Genomic DNA, 18614 nt, shown 5'->3' with positions numbered 1-18614 from the left:
GAGTATACGATAAGTATTTGAATACATTTGTTTTCTGGTTGGCCGCAGCATGTCGGGCAACCTTGTGAGGTTTAGAAAGGATATTTTACATGTCAATTTCCCTCACCCTGCGCCGGCTTGCGATCCTTGGGATTCCGGCGCTCGTGATTGCCTTTTCGTTCCTGCTCTTCGAGGGAAAGACCGAACAAATCGTGCTTGGCATGATGTCCGGCGCGCAGAGCCTTGCGGGGCTTTCCGCCCTTATCGTGGGGGCGCTGGCGCTTGATGTGGCGCTGCCGGTCCCCTCGAGCGTGGTCAATGTCACCGCTGGCACCGTTCTGGGGGTCGCGGGCGGCACGCTGACCTGCTGGCTTGGCATGACGCTGAGCTGTCTGCTGGGCTATTGGATCGGCGCCACCGGCGGCACCAGCGCGCTGCGCAGGCTGCTCGGCGCCGAGGAACTGGCCCGCTCGAGCCGCATGTCGAACCGCTTCGCCTTTGGCTCGCTGCTGCTGCTGCGCGCGGTGCCGGTGCTGGCCGAGACCTCGACCATCGCCGCCGGGATCGCCCGCCTGCCGCTGCGCCGCTTCCTCGGCGTGGTGGCGCTGGCCAACCTCGGCATCGCCGCCGCCTACGCGACGCTGGGTGCCATGGCGGTCGAGGCCAACTCGTTCCTCCTCGCGTTCTGCGCCGCGCTGGCCCTGCCTGTGGCGGGCCTCGGCGGGCGGTTGATCTACGCGCAGATGCGCCCCGAGAGCCAGCCGCTCAGCGGCACGCTCGCCATGGCCGAAGCGCCCGATCCCACGCCCATCAGCCGTCCGGCGCTGCGCCCCACCGCGCCGCCTCAGGGCACCTCGGTGCTGCAGCGCTTCAGCGTCGATTACAGCTATCGCGTGGTTTTCACCCGCGGCCTCTTTGCGCCGGGCAACGACACGCTGGCCGAGGTCTTTCGCGAGGCCTCCGATGGCCGGGCGCAACGTTGCCTCGTCTTCGTCGATGCCCACATGCTGCGCCAGCGCCCCGCGCTGGCGGATGAGATCACCGCCTGTTTCGACCGTCTCGGCACAGAGGTCACGCTGGCCACCGCGCCGCTTCCGGTCACGGGGGGCGAGGACATCAAGGCGGGCTTCGAGCAGGTCTTCGAGATCTACCGCCTGATCCTGCGCCACCGCATCGACCGGCACTGCTATGTGATGGCGATCGGCGGCGGCGCGGTGCTCGACGCGGTGGGCATGGCCACCGCCACCGCTCACCGGGGCATCCGACACATCCGCGTGCCCACCACCGTGCTGTCGCAGAACGACAGCGGCGTGGGGGTGAAGAACGCGGTGAACTTCGAGGGCTCGAAGAATTTCGCTGGCAGCTTTGCGCCGCCTTGGGCGGTGCTCAACGATTTCGACATGCTCGAAACCCTGCCGCCCGCCATCCGCCGCGCCGGTATCTCCGAGGCGGTGAAAGTGGCGCTGATCCGCGATCCCGAGTTCTTCCTGTGGCTGGAGACGAACGCCGCGGCGCTGCGCCGCTTCGAGCCCGCCGCCGAAGAGTATATGATCCGGCGCTCGGCAGAGTTGCACATGCACCAGATCGCCCATGGCGGCGATCCGTTCGAGCGCGGCTCGGCCCGGCCCTTGGACTTCGGTCACTGGTCGGCGCACAAGCTCGAGGGGCTGACGCATTACGCGGTCAGCCATGGTGATGCGGTGGCCATGGGCATCGCCCTCGACGCCCGCTACTCGGTTCTGGCCGGGCTGCTGCCTGAAGGCGGAGAAGAGCGCGTGCTGGCGCTGCTGCAGGCGCTTGATCTGCCGGTCTGGCATCCGGCGCTGGAACAGCGCGATGCGGGCGGTCAGCTGGAGATCCTCAACGGCCTTGAGGAGTTCCGCGAGCATCTGGGCGGCGAGCTGACCGTCACGCTGCTGCTCGGGCTCGGCACGGGCGTCGAAATGCACGAGATGAAGCCGGAACTGGTGGCCGAAGCGCTCGGCTGGCTGGCGGCGCAGGGACAGGACTGATGCAGCTCGGCAACGGGCTGGGCAGCCTGACGTACTGCCTCAACATCCATCCCACCGAAACTTGGGAGGAATGTTCCGCCGCGCTCACCGGTCCGCTGCTGGCGGTAAAGGAAGAGCTGAGCCCCGATGCGCCTTTCGCCGTGGGTCTGCGCCTTTCGGCCAAGGCGCTGGAAGGGTTGGACAAGGGCGGACGCCGCGCCGCGCTGCGCGAGTTTCTGACCCGCCACGACCTGATCCCGCTGACGATGAACGGCTTTCCCTATGGTCCCTTCCATGGCACCCGCGTGAAGGAACAGGTCTATCAGCCCGACTGGCGGACCGAAGAGCGGCTCGCCTACACCAACCGGCTGACCGAACTGATGGCCGAACTGGCAGAGCCGGGCGCCAACGTCAGCCTCAGCACCGTGCCGGGCACCTTCCGCACCCTGGCTGGCGGTGCCGAGGCCGAGATGGCCGAGCACTATCTGCGCGCCGCGGCGCATTGCCTGTCGGTGCGCGAACACACCGGCGTGGCGGTCGCGCTGGCGATCGAGCCCGAGCCTTTCTGCTTTCTGGAGACCATCGCCGGTAGCGTCGATTTCTTTGAAAACTGGCTCTATTCCTCCGCCGCTGTCGCCCGTTTTGCAGAGCTCACCGGGCTGAAGGGCGAGGCCGCCGAAGAGGCGCTGCGCCGCCATCTGGGCCTGTGCTACGATGTCTGCCACGCGGCGGTGGAATATGAGGATGCGGCAGGCAGCCTCGATGCGCTGAAAACCGCGGGCGTTCCGATCCACAAGCTGCAGCTCAGCTCGGCGCTGCGGGCGGCCGAGGTCTCGCCCAAGGTGCGCGAGGCGTTGCAGCCCTTCTCGGAACCCACCTACCTGCATCAGGTGCTGACACGGCGCGGCGACGGGCCGATCACCGCCTATTCCGATCTGCCCGAGGCACTGGCCCGCGGCGCCGAGGCGGATGGCGAAGAGTGGCGCATCCATTTCCATGTGCCGGTGTTTCTGGCCTCGCTTGGCCTCTTCGACAGCACACAGGCGTTTCTGAAGGAAATCCTCGACCTGCACCGCGCTGCGCCGATCTCGCCGCATCTCGAGGTCGAGACCTACACTTGGGATGTGCTGCCGCCCGAGTTGCGCACCTCCAGCGTCGATGCCGCCATCGCGCGAGAGCTGCGCTGGGTTCTGAAAAGGCTGGGCCAATGATCCGCACCGCTCTGGAACTGGGCCGCGTGTCCAACCTGCCGACGGTCTGGACAAATGCCATGGCGGGGGCGCTGCTGGCGCTCTCGGCGGCCCCCGGCACGGCGTTCTGGCCAATCGTGCTGAGCGCACTGGCACTAACCCTCTTTTACGTGGGCGGCATGTGGCTCAACGATGCTTTCGACGCCGAGCACGACCGCACGCAAAAGGCCGACCGCCCCATCCCCCGCGGCGACATTCGTCAGGGCGATGTCTTTGTCGGCGGTTTCGTCATGCTGGGCACCGGCATCCTGCTGGCCCTGCCGCTCGGAGGCTGGGCGCTGGTCTCGGCGGTGCTGCTGAGCATCAGCATCTTCCTCTACGACTGGCTGCACAAACGCACTGCGCTGGCGCCGGTGATCATGGGGGTCACCCGGTTCTTTTGCTACGCGCTGGCCGCCTTCGGCGCGACGGGCAGCTTTCCGGGGGTGGCGATCTGGGGCGCGCTGGGGCTGCTGGCCTATGTGGTGGGCCTCACCTATGCCGCCAAACAAGAGGCTTACGACCGGATCGAGCGCGCGTGGCCGCTGGCGGTGATGGGTTTTCCCTGCCTGCTGGTGCTGATCTTCAGCTGGGGCAGCGCGCTGGCGCTGCTGATCGCGCTGGGGTTCTTCGCCGCCACCGGGCTGGCGCTGCACTATCTCTTTCGCCGGGCAAAGGGCGACGTGCCAAAGGCCGTCACCCTGCTGATCGCCGCCATCTCGCTCTATGACGCCGCGCTGATCGCCGGGGTCCACGGAGGATGGATCCCGGCGCTGCTCGCGGTTCTCGGCTTTGGCCTCACCCGCGCGCTGCAGCGGGTCATTGCAGGGACTTAGTCGAAGATATGGCTCAGCGTCAGCGCCTTGAAATCCACCGCCCGGACCGATCCTTCCGGCAGCAGGCCCGCCTCGGAAGAGATCACCAGCGGCCCGTCGCCGGGATCATCGGTGAACCGCCCGTGGCTGCCTTTCACCAGATCGGTCCGCGAGGGAGAGATCACGTCAAGAAGCTGCCGAAAGCCCATCTTGCGCTTGGCCAGCTTCCAGCCCGCCGCCAGCTTGGGAAACCGCAGATCGGGATCGAGGAACAACTCGACCGGGTCGTAGCCGGGCTTGCGGTGGATATCGACGGTGGGAGCAAAGTCGGGGGCCTTGTCGTCGTCCAGCCAGTAGTAATAGCTGAACCAGCGGTCGGGCTTCGAGACGGCCACAAGCTCGCCCGAGCGCGGATGGTCGAGGCCATTCTGGCGCTTGCCATCTTCGTCCCAGACCGTCTCGACCCCATCGAGCCCCTCGACCAGCGCCTTCACCTCGGCCAGACGCGCGGCGTCATTGACGTAGATATGCGCAAGCTGGTGGTCCGACAGCGCAAAGGCCGCCGAAGCGCCTGCGTCGAGAATTTCGCGTCCATGTTCCTCGGGGCGCACGGCGATCAGCCCGGCCTCGCGCAGGGCGCGGTTGATGTGGATCGCCTCGCTGACCGGGGTGATGCCGTATTCCGACACGACCAGCACCCGGCGTCCCTCGGCATCCGCCGCGGCGACCAGTTTGCCAACCAGCGCGTCGATGTCCTTGAGGGAGGACTGCACCTCGGGATGCGCCAGATCGGGGCCGAACTTCTGCAGGTCGTAGTCCAGATGCGGCAGGTAGGTCAGGGTCAGCGTCGGCTGGCGCGTTTCCATCACATGCAGCGTCGCCTCGGTGATCCACGCCGAAGAGGTGATATCCGCCGTCGGCCCCCAGAAGGTGAAAAGCGGGAAGCGCCCCAGTTTGGCATCCAGCTCGTCATGCAACTCGGGCGGATGGGCGTAATGGTCGGGGATCTTGCGCCCATCCGCCGGATACATCGGGCGCGGCGTCGCCGAGTAATCGGCGGTGGCGTACATGTTGTACCACCAGAACATCTTGGCGCAGGTGAAACCCGGATCGCGCGCCTTGCCCGCGTCCCAGATTTTCTCTCCCTCGATCAGCGAGTTAGGCTGCCGCCACAGCAGCACCTCCTTGAGATCGCGGAACAGCCAGCCATTGGCCACGGCACCATGGCCCGAGGGCGGCAAGCCGGTCGCCAGCGTCGCCTGCACGGTGCAGGTGACCGCCGGTGTGACCGTCTCCAGCGGGCGCATTCCGCCGCGTTCGGCAAGGGCTGCAAGGTGGGGGGTATGAGCTCCGACAAGTTTGGGTGTCAGGCCGACGACAAGAATAACAAGGGTCGGTTTCATGCTGTGAACCAAAATCCATTCGAAAAAAACAAGAAGAATATGGGCGCAACTATGACGCGCCGCCATCCCCTCAGTCCAGTGTTTCATTGATTATTCGGGAGAGAGTTTGATGACCGATCCGAAAGACCTTTTGTATGGATGGATAAGTGAGCGCGCCGGGGACGAAAGGCCTTGGCTCGACGCGCAACTGGCGCAACTCGCCGCGCCGGACGCGACCGAGCGCGACCTGCATATGTACCTCGGCTTTGCGCCGCGCAGGCTCGGCAAGGCCGATCTCGCGCTGACGCCGGACGATCTGGCGCAGGCCGATGCCGCGCGCTCTGGCTGGGACCCGTCGGGCTGGAGCATCGACGGTGCCGCGCGCATTCTGGGGCTGCTGACCTACAGCGGCCCCCGTCCCTTCGCCGAGACCTTCAAGGACCTGCGCCGCACGTCGGACGCTGCCGAGATGATCGCGCTCTATCGCGGCCTGCCGCTCTACCCCGCGCCCGAGAGCCTGCATTTCGAGGTTGGCGAGGGGCTGCGCTCGAACCTCAAGCCGGTGTTCGAGGCGATCGCCCACAACAACCCCTACCCGCGCGACCATTTCGACGAGCACCGCTGGAACCACATGGTTCTGAAGGCGCTCTTCATCGGGGCCGAGCTTGGCCCGATCACCGGGCTTGCGGCCCGCGCCAACCCCGAACTGGCGCGCATCCTCGTGCAATATGCGCGCGAACGCTGGGCCGCCGGACGGCCCGTCATGCCCGAGCTCTGGCCGCTCGTGGCGCCCTTTGCCGAAACCCCTGAAATCCGTGCCGAGCTCGACCGGGCCCGCGCCGAAGGCCGTACATTTGAGGATCTTGTATCATGATGCTGATTGACCCCCACGCCCATATGATCTCGCGCACCACCGACGACTATCAGGCGATGGCCGCCGCCGGTGTCGTGGCGCTTATCGAGCCCGCCTTCTGGGTTGGCCAGCCGCGCACTTTCGTGGGCACCTACGTCGATTACCTGTCGACCATCGTCGGCTGGGAGCGGTTCCGCGCCGGGCAATTCGGCATTCGCCATTACTGCACCATCGGGCTCAACTCGAAGGAGGCCAACAACGAGGAACTGGCCGAAGGCGTGATGGAATGGTTGCCGCGTTTCGCCCTCAAGGAAGGCGTCGTGGCGATCGGCGAGATCGGCTATGACGAGCAGACCGAGCTCGAGGACAAATACTTCCGCCTGCAACTGTCGCTGGCCAAGGAACTGAGCCTGCCGGTGATGGTCCACACGCCGCACCGCGACAAGAAGCAGGGCACCACCCGATCGATGGATGTCTGCGAAGAGATGGGCCTCGACCCGTCGATGGTGATCATCGACCACAACAACGAGGAAACCGTCGGCGAGGTGCTGCAGCGCGGCTATTGGGCGGGCTTCTCGATCTACCCCTCGACCAAGATGGGCAACGCGCGGATGGTCGAGCTGCTCAAGCAATACGGGTCCGAACGCATCATCGTCGACAGCGCCTGCGACTGGGGCATTTCCGACTGCCTCGGCGTCGCCAAAACCGCGCAGCTTGCGCTGCAGAGCGGCGTTCCCGAAAGCACCGTGCGCGCGGTCTGCTATGGCAATGCGCTGGCGGCCTATGGGCAGAGCGGGCAGATGAAGGAAAGCGACTGGCTCGAGCCTCCGGCGATTGACCAGCGCACGCTCTACGAAGGCAATTCGATCCTGCGTGGCGGTCGCGAGCCGGTGATCGAAGAGCCGGGCGCGCAGCGCCGTGCCGGGCTGACCATCGAGTAAGGCCCCTGCTGCGCCTGCCCTCGGGCGGGCGCAGCCCTCACAAATTCCACACGAAAATTTGCCCGTTCGCTCGCGCGTACTACTCCTTGTTGTGACGCGGTCGCGAGCTTCCCGCAGCGCGGCCCGCCGCGAAATTGAACGGGAACACTCTCATGCCCTATCGAACCGGCCTGACCGTCATAATGGTCTCGGCACTGGTCGCCATCGGATGCGGCCTTTATGCCTATTTCGTCCCGCTCACCGGTGTCACCGGTGTCTGGGGTCCCCTCGCCGCCGCCTTCGGCGCGCTCTGCCTGCTGATCGGCGGTGCGCTGATGGTCAAGGCGCGCAGCCGCGGCGCACGGGTCATTCTGATGCTGCTGCTGGCCATCGGCATCGTGCTGACCGCCTTCGCCGCCTTCCTGATGCACCAATGGGTGATGCTGGCCGCGCTCGGCGTCTGCGCCTTGGGCTGGATCGCTGCACTCTCCGGTCCCGAAGAAGGAGCTTACGCATGACCCATCTGCTCCGCAGCACCGCCCTTCTCGCCCTGCTCGCCGGTCCTGCCTTCGCGCAGCAGGCCGATACGCCGACCCCGCCCGCCGCGCCCGAAAGCGCAGCGCCAGAGACCGACGCCCCCGAAACCCCGCCCCCCGGCGCAACCGCCACTGAGGGCGGCGAAACACCCGCCGAAGTCGAGGCGCCGGAGAGCCCAGAAGACACCGCCTCGCAGGACGACAGCGAGCCCGAACCCAACGCCGAGACGGCGGTGGTCGAAGTGCCCGCCGCGCGGCCCGCGTCGGATGCCAAAGTGCCTGCCCCCGGCACCGGCTGGCCCAGCTTCCACGGTCAGGTCTCTGGCGCGAAATATTCACCGCTGACCCAGATCACCCCCGAGAACGTCGGCGATATGGAACTGGCATGGCGGGTCGAGACCGGCGACGTCTCGGACGGCTCGGGCGATCTACCCGCCACCGTCTGGTCGGCCACGCCGATCTACGCCAACGAATTGCTCTACATCGGCACGCCCTTCTATCGCGTGCTGGCGCTCGACCCGGCGACCGGCGAAGAGATCTGGTCCTACGACACCCAGTCCACGCTCGAGGCGCTCACCCAGCCCGCCCTGAAAAACCGCGGCGTGGCCTATTGGGAAGCCGCCAACCCCACCGAGGGCGAGGCCTGCCAGAAGATCGTCTATCTGGGCACGATGGACGCGCGGCTCTTTGCCATGGACGCTGACACCGGCGCGCTCTGCGAGGATTTCGCCGATGGCGGCGTGCTCGACGTCAACCAGTGGAACACCGTCAACGACCGCTGGCCGCTGTCGCTGCTGCAGCCGCCGACCATCGTCGGGGATCACGTGATCATCGGCTGGGCGGGCAACGACTGGGACTGGGCCGAAGCGCCTCCGGGCTCGGTCTTTTCGGTGAACGCGCAGACCGGCGAGCTTGAGTGGACCTTCGACACCATCCCCGAGGAGATCCGCGAAAAGACCGGCACCGCCAACGTCTGGACCGCGATGAGCGCCGACGAGGAACGCGGCATCGTCTATCTGCCCGTGGCCTCGCCCTCGCCCAACTATTGGGGCGGCAACCGCACCGAGGACATCCCATATGCCACCTCGACCACCGCGCTCGACGTGGACACCGGCGAGGTGATCTGGTCGCGGCAATGGGTGCATCACGACATCTGGGACTATGACATCAACTCCGCCCCCACCCTGATGGACATCACGGTGAACGGGCAGGAGATCCCGGCGCTGATGCAGGCCACCAAGATGGGCTTTCTCTTCGTGGTGAACCGCGAGACCGGCGAGGACATCTGGCCGATCGAAGAGCGCCCTGTCCCCGCGGGGACAATCGAGGGCGAGCGTTACGCGCCGACCCAGCCCTTCCCCACGACACCCGCGCCGCTGCTCGACCAGTCGAAGCTGCCCGACGTGTGGAACATCGCCGACATCGCATCTTTCGGGGAATGCTCGGACCTATGGAGTAAGCTGATCTACGACGGCATGTATACCGCGCCCACCACCGAGGGCGAAGGCGCAGGCGCCTATCCGAACTCGGCGGGCGTCGTGCAATGGGGCGGCGTCGGCTATGACCCCGAGAACCAGATCGCCGTGGTGAACCTGTCGCATGTGGTGCAGTACATCCAGCTTTACGAGCGCGAGGAATACGACGAGATCAACGGCGAGGCCGGGGTCGGCGAAAGCGGCTTCCACCCGCAGACCGGCGCGCCCTACGGCATGTCGCTGAAGACCGCGATGAACCGCTGGGGCATGCCCTGCTGGGAGCCTCCGTTCGGCGAGATCATGGCGATCGACATGACCACCGGCGAGCCGCTCTGGCGCAAACCCTTCGGCATGTCGCAGCGCTATGGGTTCTACATGCCCGAAGCATGGGGCTCGCCCACCATCGGCGGCCCGGCGATCACCGCGGGCGGGCTGATCTTCATCGGCGCCACGATGGACGGCATGGTCCGCGCCTATGACCTGCAAAGCGGCGAAGAGCTGTGGAGCGACCTGACCGAGGCGCCCTCGGTGTCGAACCCGGCGATCTACGAGCATGACGGCGCCGAATATGTGGCCTTCGTCTCGGGCGGCAACTCGATCCTGAAGCCCTCGGTGGGCGACATGGTCTCGGTCTACCGCCTGCCGCGCTGATCCAAGCCCCGTTCAAGCCCCGCCCGGAGCCACATCCGGGCGGGGCGCATCCTGCGACGACACCCCGAGGGACACGTGCCCCGATGCCCCAGCCCTTCGCGATCTCCTGCCATTGCGGCCGCTTCCGCGCCGAGGTGCATGCCGAGCCCGAAGATATCCTCGAGTGCAATTGCTCGACCTGCGCCCGCACCGGCTTCCTGCGCTGGCTCGTGCCGCTCGAGGCCGTGACACTGAAAACCGAAAGCATACGGCTGAGCACCTACCTCTGGCGCGATGCCCATGGCGGCTACCACTTCTGCCCCGATTGCGGCGTCGCCGTGCTGCGCACCGGCTGGGGAGACCGGATCGCGGTCAACGCCCGCTGCATCGAGGGGATCGATGTGTTCACCCTGAAATCGCGGCGCTACGACGGGCGCTGCGACATGCCGCCCGGCCCCACCCGCTGAGCCTTCGGCATGGTGCCGCCGACCACCGGATCCGCCCGCTGGATGCAAATCCTCCGCCGCGCTATGCTGCAGCGCAGAATTTCTCCTCAACCGGGAGGCTTTTTGCATTTCGATGACCAATTCTTCTGACAAGATCATCCTCGACGTGGCGCTGCAGGGCGGCGGCGCGCATGGGGCCTTCACCTGGGGCGTGCTCGACGCGCTTTTGGAAGACGACCGGCTGCACATCGGCGCTCTGTCGGGGGCCAGCGCCGGGGCGATGAACGCCATCGTCGTCGCCTCTGGCCTTGCCACCGGCGGCTCGGAAGGCGGACGCGAGGCGCTGCGGCGGTTCTGGACCGCGGTGAACGCCGCCGCGCGCGAGGCCACCCCGGCCTTCCACATGCTCGAAAGCTTTCCCGGCCTTTTCATCGCCTCCTCGGCATGGTGGCAACTGGTGAGCGCCGGGCAGGTGACCATCTCGGCGCGGCCGTGGCAGGGGCGGCGCGCGCAGATGATGCTGCGCGACATCCTTGCCGAACAGGTGGATTTCGAGGCGCTGCAACGGCCCGGCGCGCCAGAGCTCTTCATCTCGGCCACCGATGCGCGCAGCGGCGGGAGCCGCATCTTCCGCAACCATGAAATGAGCCCCGATGTGGCCATCGCCTCGGCCTGCCTGCCGATGAGCTTTCCGCCGGTGAACATCGACGGGGTCGACTATTGGGACGGCGGCTATAGCGCCAACCCTCCGATCACCTCGCTGGTGCGCTTCACGCCGCACGCCGATCTGCTGCTGGTCACGATCAACCCGGCGAAACGCAGCTTCACCGCCCGCGCCCCCGAAGAGATCACCGAGCGGGTCAGTGAGATGGTGTTCAACCAAGCTTTGGTGACCGAATTGCGGGGGCTGTCGATTATCCACGAGGCGCTGTCGGAGCAGGATCTGTCCGACGCCCCGGCCCTGCTGAAACAGCTGCGCGATCTGCGCATCCACGAGATCCACGATCAGGCCTCCATGTCCGAGCTCGACCCCAGCTCCAAGATGTACCCGGCGTGGGAGATGCTGGTCGATCTGCACGAAACCGGGCGCGGTGCCGCGCTGAGCTGGCTCGAGGAGAATTACGCGCAACTGGGCAAGAGCAGCACCGCCAAGCTGATGGAGCGCTATCTCGAAGGGATGCTGCCGAGCCAGTGATAGGCGTGTGCGGCAGCCCAAGGTAAGTCTCGACGCAGGCGGTTCGTTTCGGCTAGGCTGAGGGAAAGCGACGGCAAATCCCCGTAGCGGAAGGGAAGTCTTCGGCCCGCCCCATCGCGGGGGCATTCTGCAGATCCCGGACGCGCGGGGCCGAATTTTGTAGGTGCGTCCAATGCGGTTTCTGCAAGGCCTTCTGGTCCTCGTCCTTCTGCTGGTGTGTTTCGTCTTCGGCATGAAGCTGGCCTTCCCCCTGCCCGACAGCAACTACGCCGAGAGACAGCAAAGCCTCGCGCCCGACTGGGAGGGGCCGCTCGGGCTCACGGTCCGCGCCGCGCTTGAGGCGCATGACGGGCAGAACGGCGTGCGCCCGCTCTCCGATGGCCGCGACGCCCTTGCCGCGCGGGTGCTGCTGGCGCGGCTCGCCAAGACCAGCATCGACGCTCAGTATTACATCTGGCAGGACGACACGACCGGGATGATCCTGCTCGACGAGCTGCGCGCTGCCGCCGAGCGTGGCGTGCGCGTGCGGCTTTTGGTGGATGACAACGGCATCCCCGGCCTCGACGCCCTGCTGGCCGAGCTTGACGCCATGCCGACCGCCGATGTGCGCATCTTCAACCCGTTCACCCTGCGCGAACCGAAGCTGGCCTCTTATCTCTTCGACTTCAGCCGTCTGAACCGGCGGATGCACAACAAATCCATGACCGTGGACGGCGTCGCCACCGTGGTCGGCGGGCGCAACATCGGTGACATCTATTTCGCATACGGCGAGGGCACGCATTATTTCGACGTCGATGCGCTGGCGGTCGGCCCCATCGTGAGCGACGTCTCGGGCGCGTTCGACCGCTACTGGAATAGCGCCTCATCCTATGATGCCGATCTGATCCTCGCCCCGCTGCCAGAGGGCGAAACAGAGCCCGCCGCACCGTTGATCGCCGAGGCGGGCAAGACGGCGCGCGGCTCGTCGATCGGCACCGGTTACATGAAGGAAATCGCCGAAGGACAGCTGGTCAAGGCGCTGCAAGGCCGCGCGCTCGATCTGGAGTGGGGCGAGGCCGAACTGATCGTCGACGACCCGGCCAAGGGGCTTGGCAATGTGGCGCCCGAGCATAAGATCGTCGAGCGGCTGTTCGATCTGGTGGCGGGCGCGGAAACTTCTGCGGACCTTGTCTCGGCCTATTTCATTCCCGGCGATCGCGGCACCGAGTTGCTGACCGATCTGGCCGAAAAAGGCGTCCGGGTGCGCGTTCTGACCAATGCGCTGGAATCGACCGACGTGATGCCGGTCAACGCCGCATATATGCAATACCGCCCTGCCCTGCTGGAAAGCGGCGTCACGCTTTATGAACTGCGCGCCATGCGCGAAGAGCATGTGAAGCGCTCGCTGCCCGAGGTGCTGTCGGGCTCGGCCTCGGGTCTGCACGCCAAAGTCTTCGGCCTCGACGGCACGCGCGCCTTCATCGGCTCGTTCAACCTCGATCCACGATCGGCGCAGATCAACACCGAGATGGGCCTGCTGATCGACAGCCCGACCATCGCCGCCACGCTCTCGGAACAGCTCGACAAGCCAAGCTATGCCTATCACGTCACCCTCGGCGAAAGCGGCGATCTGCAATGGGTCTCGGACCCGGCGGACGGCCCTGCCGAGACCTTCCACAGCGAGCCCAACACCGGCCTGCTGAAACGCGCTCTCGCCCGGGTGATCAGCTGGCTGCCGGTGGAATGGATGCTCTGAGCGCCGCCATTGGTTGCGGCGCGCGCGGGGTTGCGACATCCTCTTGCCATTCGCCGCGCCACGCGCGGCCCTGACGACACGGAGCTTCCGCCATGACCCAGCCCTGCATCATCTGCGTTGCCATCACAGGCTCGCTGCCCACCAAGGCCGACAATCCAGCCGTGCCGATCACCGTGGCCGAGCAGGTCGAGTCGACGCAGGAAGCCTTTGAGGCCGGGGCCACCATCGCCCATTGCCACGTGCGCGACGACGAGGGCAAACCCACCTCTGACCCCGAGCGCTTTGCCGCGCTGAAGGAGGGGATCGAAACCCATTGCCCCGGCATGATCGTGCAGCTTTCGACCGGCGGCCGCTCTGGCGCAGGTCAGGCCCGCGGCGGGATGCTGCCACTGAAGCCGGATATGGCCTCGCTTTCGGTGGGCTCGAACAACTTCCCCACCCGCGTCTACGAGAACCCGCCGCAACTGGTGGAGTGGCTCGCCTCCGAGATGAAGACCTACGGCGTGAAGCCCGAGATCGAGGCCTTTGACCTCTCGCACATCTATCAGGCCAAAGCGATGGCCGACCGCGGCGAGCTTGTGGGCACGCCCTATGTGCAATTCGTCATGGGGGTGCAGAACGCCATGCCCGCGGTGAAACGGGTGTTCGACTACTATGTGGAGACGGTGAAAGTGCTTTTCGGCGAAGACGCGCCGTGGTGCGCTGCCGGGATCGGGCGGCACCAGCTAGAGCTCAACGAATGGGCCGCCGCCGCGGGCGGGCACCTGCGCACCGGGCTCGAGGACAACATCCGCCTCGATAAAAGCACGCTGGCCCCCTCGAACGCCGCGCTGGTGCAGCGCGCCGCAGAGGTGGCGCAAAAGCACGGGCGCAGCATCGCCACGCCCGCCGAGGCCCGCGCGCTGCTGGGTCTGCGCGCGGCCTGATTTTTCCGGGCTTACTCGGCCGGGCTGCCCTCGGGGCGTAGCCCGCCCGACGTGCTTTCCTCGCTCGCCGGGCCGTGACCGAATTCTTCGAGGCTGGGCCTTGTGCCGATGTTGATGTGCTCGATATCCTCGGCGGCAAAGCCCCGGATGATCGAGGGGATCATCATGCTCACAAGGATGAAGATCGGCAGACCGACCACGGTGATCACCTGCTGCAGCGCGGTGAGGCCCGCCTCGCCCGCCAGCACGATCAGCATGGCGGCCACCACGCCCTCGGCAGCGCCCCAGAACACCCGCTGGTGGGTCGGGCCGGGCGTCGCCGTGCCGGTGCAGAGCATATCCACCACCAGCGAGGCGGAGTCCGAGGAGGTGGCGAAAAAGATCGCCACGATGATCACCGCAAAGCCTTGGATGAAGGTGGTGAAGGGGAAGTGCTCGAAGAAGGCGAACATCGCCAGCGGCACGCTGTCGGCCACGGCGCGGCTGATCTCTCCGGCGCTGTCGCCCATCGCCTCGCGTGCGGCAAGGCCCAGCCCGTCGAAATCCATCGCCTGCCAGCCGAAGATGGCGAACCAGATCAGCGTGAAGAGCGACGGGGCCAGCAGCACGCCAAAGACGAACTCACGCACCGTGCGCCCGCGCGAGATGCGCGCCACGAAAAGCCCGATGAAGGGCGACCACGTCACGGTCCACGCCCAGTAGAACACCGTCCAGCTGCCCTGCCAGCCCCAGCCATCGGTGTCGGGGTTCTCATTGGCCAGCATGTCGTTCCAGAACGCCAGCCGCGGCAGGTTCGAGAAATAGAGCCCGAAGGTCTCGACGATGCCGCGCAACAGGAACAGCGTCGAGCCGCAGACCAGCACGAAAATCATCAGCGCCACGGCCATGCCGATGTTGAGGTTCGAGAGCATCTTCACGCCCTTGTCGAGCCCGGCGACGATCGAGCCCACGGCCACGATGGTCAGCACGGTGAGGATCATCACCTTGACGAACGCGCCGTCCCCAGTGCCGAAAAGCGCATCGAGCCCCGCCGCGATCTGGCTGGAGCCGAGACCGAGCGACACGGCAACGCCGAACAGCGTGCCGAGGATCGAGGCGATGTCGATGGCCTTGCCGATGGGGCCGTGGATGCCCTCGCCCAGCAGCGGATAGAACACCGAGCTGACGCGCACCGGCAGATCATAGCGGTTGATGAAATAGGCAAAGGCCAGACCCGGCAGCGTGAAGATCGTCCAAGTGTGCAGGCCAAGGTGATAAATGGCGATGGATATGGCGTCCTTGGCCGCCTCATCGGTGTAAGGCTCGACCCCCGGCAAAGGCGGGTTCGAGAAGTGGCTGATCGGCTCGGCCACGCCCCAGAACATCAGCACCGTGCCGATACCGCCCGCGAACAGCATGGTGAACCACGACAGGTTCGAATAGACCGGGCGCTCTCCCTTGCGACCCAGCCTGATATGACCGTGGCGCGACATGGCGGCCCAGATCAGAAAGCCCAGCCAGACGTTCACGCCGAGGACAAAGAACCATCCGAGGTTGGTGACGATCCAATTTCGTCCCACCGCGAAGGCGTCCCCGATGGCCTCTGGGAAAAGGACCAGCGCCAGCACGAAAATGATCGTGAAGGCGGCCGAAATGAAGAAAATCGTCGGATCGGTTCGTAGGCCGAGGCGGCGTGCAAGCTGTTCCAAGGATCAAATCCGTGTTTTGGGGCAAATCTCCTGACCCAACGGACCCACCCCCGGCAGGGTTCCACACAATCTTCACGGGAATTGATATTTTCGGCACACTTACGTGTTCACGCACCATCACGAGACAGCAAAGCGCCGGTCCGAAAACCCGGACCGGCGCAACCGCGGCGCCCGACGGCGTCACGGGTGAGGCGGCGGTTGGCTCAGAGCCCGCCGAAGTGGAAGGCCTTGGTTTCGAGGTATTCCTCGATGCCTTCCTGCGCGCCCTCACGGCCAAGGCCCGAGGCTTTCACCCCGCCGAAGGGCGCCTCGGCGTGGCTCACCGCGCCGGTGTTGAGCCCCACCAGCCCCGCCTCCAGCGCCTCGCCGAAGCGGAAGGCGCGGGCCATATCGGTGGTGTAGAAATACGCCGCGAGCCCAAAGGGCGTGCCATTGGCGATCGCGAGCGCCTCTTCCTCGGTCTCGAACTTGAAGATCGGCGCGACCGGGCCAAAGGTTTCCTCGCCGGCCAGCCGCATCTCCTGCGTCGCGCCGGTGAGCACCACCGGATCGGCGAACTGGCTCGGCAGATCACGCGTCGCCGTGGCGCGGGCGGCGCCTTTCGACAGCGCATCCTCGACATGGGCGGTGATCTTGGTGATCGCGGCGGCGTTGATCATCGGGCCGATGTGCGCCCCCTCCTCGGTGCCCGGCGCGACCTTCAGCGCGTCGACCTTCGCCGCCAGCGCCGCGACGAAACGGTCGTGGATGCCGGACTGCACGAGGATGCGGTTGGCGCAGACGCAGGTCTGCCCGCCGTTGCGGAACTTGCTGGCCATGGCGCCCTCGACCGCCGCCTCGAGATCGGCGTCGTCAAAGACGATGAAGGGCGCGTTGCCGCCGAGCTCCAGCGACATCTTCTTCAGCGTCGGCCCGCATTGCTCGGCCAGCAGCGCCCCCACCCGCGTGGACCCGGTGAACGACAGCTTGCGCACCACCGGAGAGGCGGTGAGCGTCGCGCCGATCTCCTCGGGGCGGCCGGTCAGCACGTTGAGCACGCCCGCCGGGATGCCCGCCCGCTCGGCCAGCACGCAGAGCGCCAGCGCCGAATAGGGGGTGAAGTCCGAGGGTTTGATCACCATGGTGCAGCCCGCCGCCAGACCCGGCGCGACCTTGCGGGTGATCATCGCGTTGGGGAAGTTCCACGGCGTGATGATCGCGCAGACGCCCACCGGCTCCTTCATCGCGAAGATCTTCTTGCCCGGCACCGGGCTGGGGATGATGTGGCCGTTGATCCGCCGCGCTTCCTCGGCGAACCAGCGCACGAAGGAGGCGCCATAGAGGATCTCGCCCTTGGCTTCCGCCAGCGGCTTGCCCTGCTCGGCGGTGAGGATCAGCGCCAGATCGTCGGCATGCTCGAGCATCAGGTTGTACCAGACCATCAGCAGATCGGCGCGCTCGGCGTGGGTCTTCGCCTTCCACGCCTTCATCGCCGCTTCGGCGGCGGCGATCGCCTGCGTGGTCTCTTCGGCGGTGCAATCGGGCATCTGGCCAAGCGTGCCGCCGGTGGCGGGGTTGCTGACCTCCATGTCATCGCGGGCGATCCACTGCCCGTCGATCAGCGCCGCCTCGCGGAAGAGGTCGGGATCGCTCAGGCTGTCGCGGATGTCGGCGGCGAAGGCGGTGTGCAGGGTCATGGCTCAGGCCTCCAGAGCGGCGATGACGGCCGCGGTGATCTCTTGGGTGGTGTTGAGGCCCGGGCGGATGCCGATGCCCTTGGCGGTGGCGGCCTCGATGGCGCCCAGCACGGCGGCAGAGGCCTCGGCCTCGCCGAGATGCTCGAGCATCTGCGCGCCGGACCAGATCGCCGCGATCGGGTTGGCGATGTTCTGGCCGGCGATATCCGGCGCCGAGCCATGCACCGGCTCGAACATCGACGGCGCCGAGCGATCCGGGTTGATATTGGCCGAGGCGGCAAAGCCCAGCCCGCCCTGGATCGCCGCACCGAGGTCGGTGAGAATGTCGCCGAAGAGGTTCGAGGCCACCACCACATCCAGATCCTGCGGCGCCATGACCATCTTGGCGGCCATGGCGTCGATATGCATGTGGCTGACGGTGACATCGGGGTATTCGGCGGCCAGCTCGCGCGTCACCTCATCCCAGAACACCATCGAGTATTTCTGCGCGTTGGATTTGGTCACCGAGGTCAGGTGCCCCCGCCGCGCCCGCGCCTGCTCGAAGCCGAAGCGCAGGATGCGCTCGACCCCGACGCGGGTGAAGACCGAGGTCTCGACCGCCACCTCATTGTCCTTGCCCTCATGCACGCGGCCGCCGGCGCCGGAATATTCGCCTTCGGTGTTCTCGCGGATGCACAGGATATCGAAGCCCTCGGCCTTCAGCGGCCCTTCGACGCCCGGCAGCAGCCGGTGCGGGCGGATGTTGGCGTATTGGTTGAAGGCCTTGCGGATCGGCAGCAGCAGCCCGTGCAGCGACACCGAGTCCGGCACGGTGGCGGGCCAGCCCACCGCGCCGAGATAGATGGCATCAAACCCGCGCAGCGTCTCGATCCCGCCTTCGGGCATCATCGTGCCATGCTCAAGGTAGTACGCGCAGGACCACGGGAAGCTCTCGCTCTCCAGCGCAAAGCCAAAGCGGCTGGCGGCGGCGCCCATCACCTTCATCGCGGCATCGGTCACGTCAACGCCAATCCCGTCACCGGGGATCAGCGCGAGCTTATAGGTGGTCATCTTGAGTCTCCCAGAACTGCTCGTTGCGGAAAATGTCGCGCGAAAGCCGAGGGATTTGCTGCTATTTGCGTCGGTACCACAGCACAAA

15 protein-coding genes are annotated in these 18614 nt (G+C 66.2%); 11 read left to right on the top strand and 4 right to left on the bottom strand.

Annotated features, from left to right (window positions below):
• Positions 1 to 89 precede the first annotated feature (89 nt).
• Genes ACXAD2_RS06010 through ACXAD2_RS06000 form a run of 3 tightly spaced genes read left to right on the top strand, consistent with a single transcriptional unit; the run spans position 90 to position 4035 of the window.
• The gene (locus ACXAD2_RS06010; protein WP_475168120.1) at positions 90 to 1991 is read left to right on the top strand and encodes a 3-dehydroquinate synthase; all 1902 of its coding nucleotides are present in this window, start codon (positions 90 to 92) and stop codon (positions 1989 to 1991) included.
• Complete coding sequence (gene eboE, locus ACXAD2_RS06005) at positions 1991 to 3181, top strand: metabolite traffic protein EboE (protein ID WP_475168117.1); 1191 nt, start codon at positions 1991 to 1993, stop codon at positions 3179 to 3181. The genes ACXAD2_RS06010 and eboE overlap by 1 nt, the downstream gene beginning before the upstream one ends.
• Positions 3178 to 4035, top strand: coding sequence for a UbiA family prenyltransferase (locus ACXAD2_RS06000; RefSeq protein WP_475168114.1), 858 nt, complete (start codon positions 3178 to 3180; stop codon positions 4033 to 4035). The genes eboE and ACXAD2_RS06000 overlap by 4 nt, the downstream gene beginning before the upstream one ends.
• Here the strand turns inward: ACXAD2_RS06000 and ACXAD2_RS05995 are convergent.
• Positions 4032 to 5417, bottom strand: a complete 1386-nt coding sequence (locus tag ACXAD2_RS05995; protein ID WP_475168112.1) for an alkaline phosphatase family protein — start codon at positions 5415 to 5417, stop codon at positions 4032 to 4034. The two genes, ACXAD2_RS06000 and ACXAD2_RS05995, sit on opposite strands and share 4 nt — an antisense overlap.
• Before the next feature lie 109 nt (positions 5418 to 5526).
• Here ACXAD2_RS05995 and ACXAD2_RS05990 point away from each other — a divergent pair, with 109 nt between their 5' ends.
• The 8 genes from ACXAD2_RS05990 to ACXAD2_RS05955 all read left to right on the top strand — a co-directional run bounded on the left by ACXAD2_RS05990 (position 5527) and on the right by ACXAD2_RS05955 (position 14112).
• Positions 5527 to 6270, top strand: coding sequence for an EboA domain-containing protein (locus ACXAD2_RS05990; protein ID WP_224901425.1), 744 nt, complete (start codon positions 5527 to 5529; stop codon positions 6268 to 6270).
• Positions 6267 to 7190 carry a TatD family hydrolase gene (locus tag ACXAD2_RS05985; protein WP_475168105.1) on the top strand — a complete coding sequence of 308 codons (924 nt, stop codon included), beginning with the start codon at positions 6267 to 6269 and terminating at the stop codon, positions 7188 to 7190. The genes ACXAD2_RS05990 and ACXAD2_RS05985 overlap by 4 nt, the downstream gene beginning before the upstream one ends.
• A gap of 152 nt (positions 7191 to 7342) precedes the next feature.
• Positions 7343 to 7687, top strand: coding sequence for a hypothetical protein (locus ACXAD2_RS05980; protein ID WP_066111251.1), 345 nt, complete (start codon positions 7343 to 7345; stop codon positions 7685 to 7687).
• Positions 7684 to 9831: a pyrroloquinoline quinone-dependent dehydrogenase gene (locus ACXAD2_RS05975; RefSeq protein ID WP_475168101.1), complete on the top strand. Its 2148-nt coding sequence runs from the start codon at positions 7684 to 7686 to the stop codon at positions 9829 to 9831. Before ACXAD2_RS05980 ends, ACXAD2_RS05975 begins: the two co-directional genes overlap by 4 nt.
• Before the next feature lie 83 nt (positions 9832 to 9914).
• On the top strand, positions 9915 to 10277 hold the full coding sequence (locus ACXAD2_RS05970) for a GFA family protein (protein ID WP_475168098.1): 363 nt from the start codon (positions 9915 to 9917) through the stop codon (positions 10275 to 10277).
• A gap of 112 nt (positions 10278 to 10389) precedes the next feature.
• Entirely contained in the window at positions 10390 to 11451 is a 1062-nt protein-coding gene (locus ACXAD2_RS05965) for a patatin-like phospholipase family protein (RefSeq protein ID WP_475168095.1), read from the top strand.
• 172 nt (positions 11452 to 11623) lie between these two features.
• Positions 11624 to 13186, top strand: coding sequence for a phospholipase D family protein (locus ACXAD2_RS05960; RefSeq protein ID WP_475168094.1), 1563 nt, complete (start codon positions 11624 to 11626; stop codon positions 13184 to 13186).
• Between the two features lie 92 nt (positions 13187 to 13278).
• On the top strand, positions 13279 to 14112 hold the full coding sequence (locus ACXAD2_RS05955) for a 3-oxoadipate:acetyl-CoA acetyltransferase (RefSeq protein WP_475168092.1): 834 nt from the start codon (positions 13279 to 13281) through the stop codon (positions 14110 to 14112).
• 11 nt (positions 14113 to 14123) lie between these two features.
• Here the strand turns inward: ACXAD2_RS05955 and ACXAD2_RS05950 are convergent, their stop codons facing one another.
• The 3 genes from ACXAD2_RS05950 to ACXAD2_RS05940 form a co-directional block, all read right to left on the bottom strand.
• On the bottom strand, positions 14124 to 15800 hold the full coding sequence (locus tag ACXAD2_RS05950; protein WP_224901448.1) for a BCCT family transporter: 1677 nt from the start codon (positions 15798 to 15800) through the stop codon (positions 14124 to 14126).
• A gap of 203 nt (positions 15801 to 16003) precedes the next feature.
• Positions 16004 to 17476: an NAD-dependent succinate-semialdehyde dehydrogenase gene (locus ACXAD2_RS05945; RefSeq protein WP_475168085.1), complete on the bottom strand. Its 1473-nt coding sequence runs from the start codon at positions 17474 to 17476 to the stop codon at positions 16004 to 16006.
• A gap of 3 nt (positions 17477 to 17479) precedes the next feature.
• Positions 17480 to 18526, bottom strand: a complete 1047-nt coding sequence (locus ACXAD2_RS05940; RefSeq protein WP_475168081.1) for a tartrate dehydrogenase — start codon at positions 18524 to 18526, stop codon at positions 17480 to 17482.
• Positions 18527 to 18614 lie beyond the last annotated feature (88 nt).

This window comes from Salipiger sp. ABN3_019 (assembly GCF_056158605.1).
This window is presented reverse-complemented; position numbering and strand designations above follow the sequence as displayed.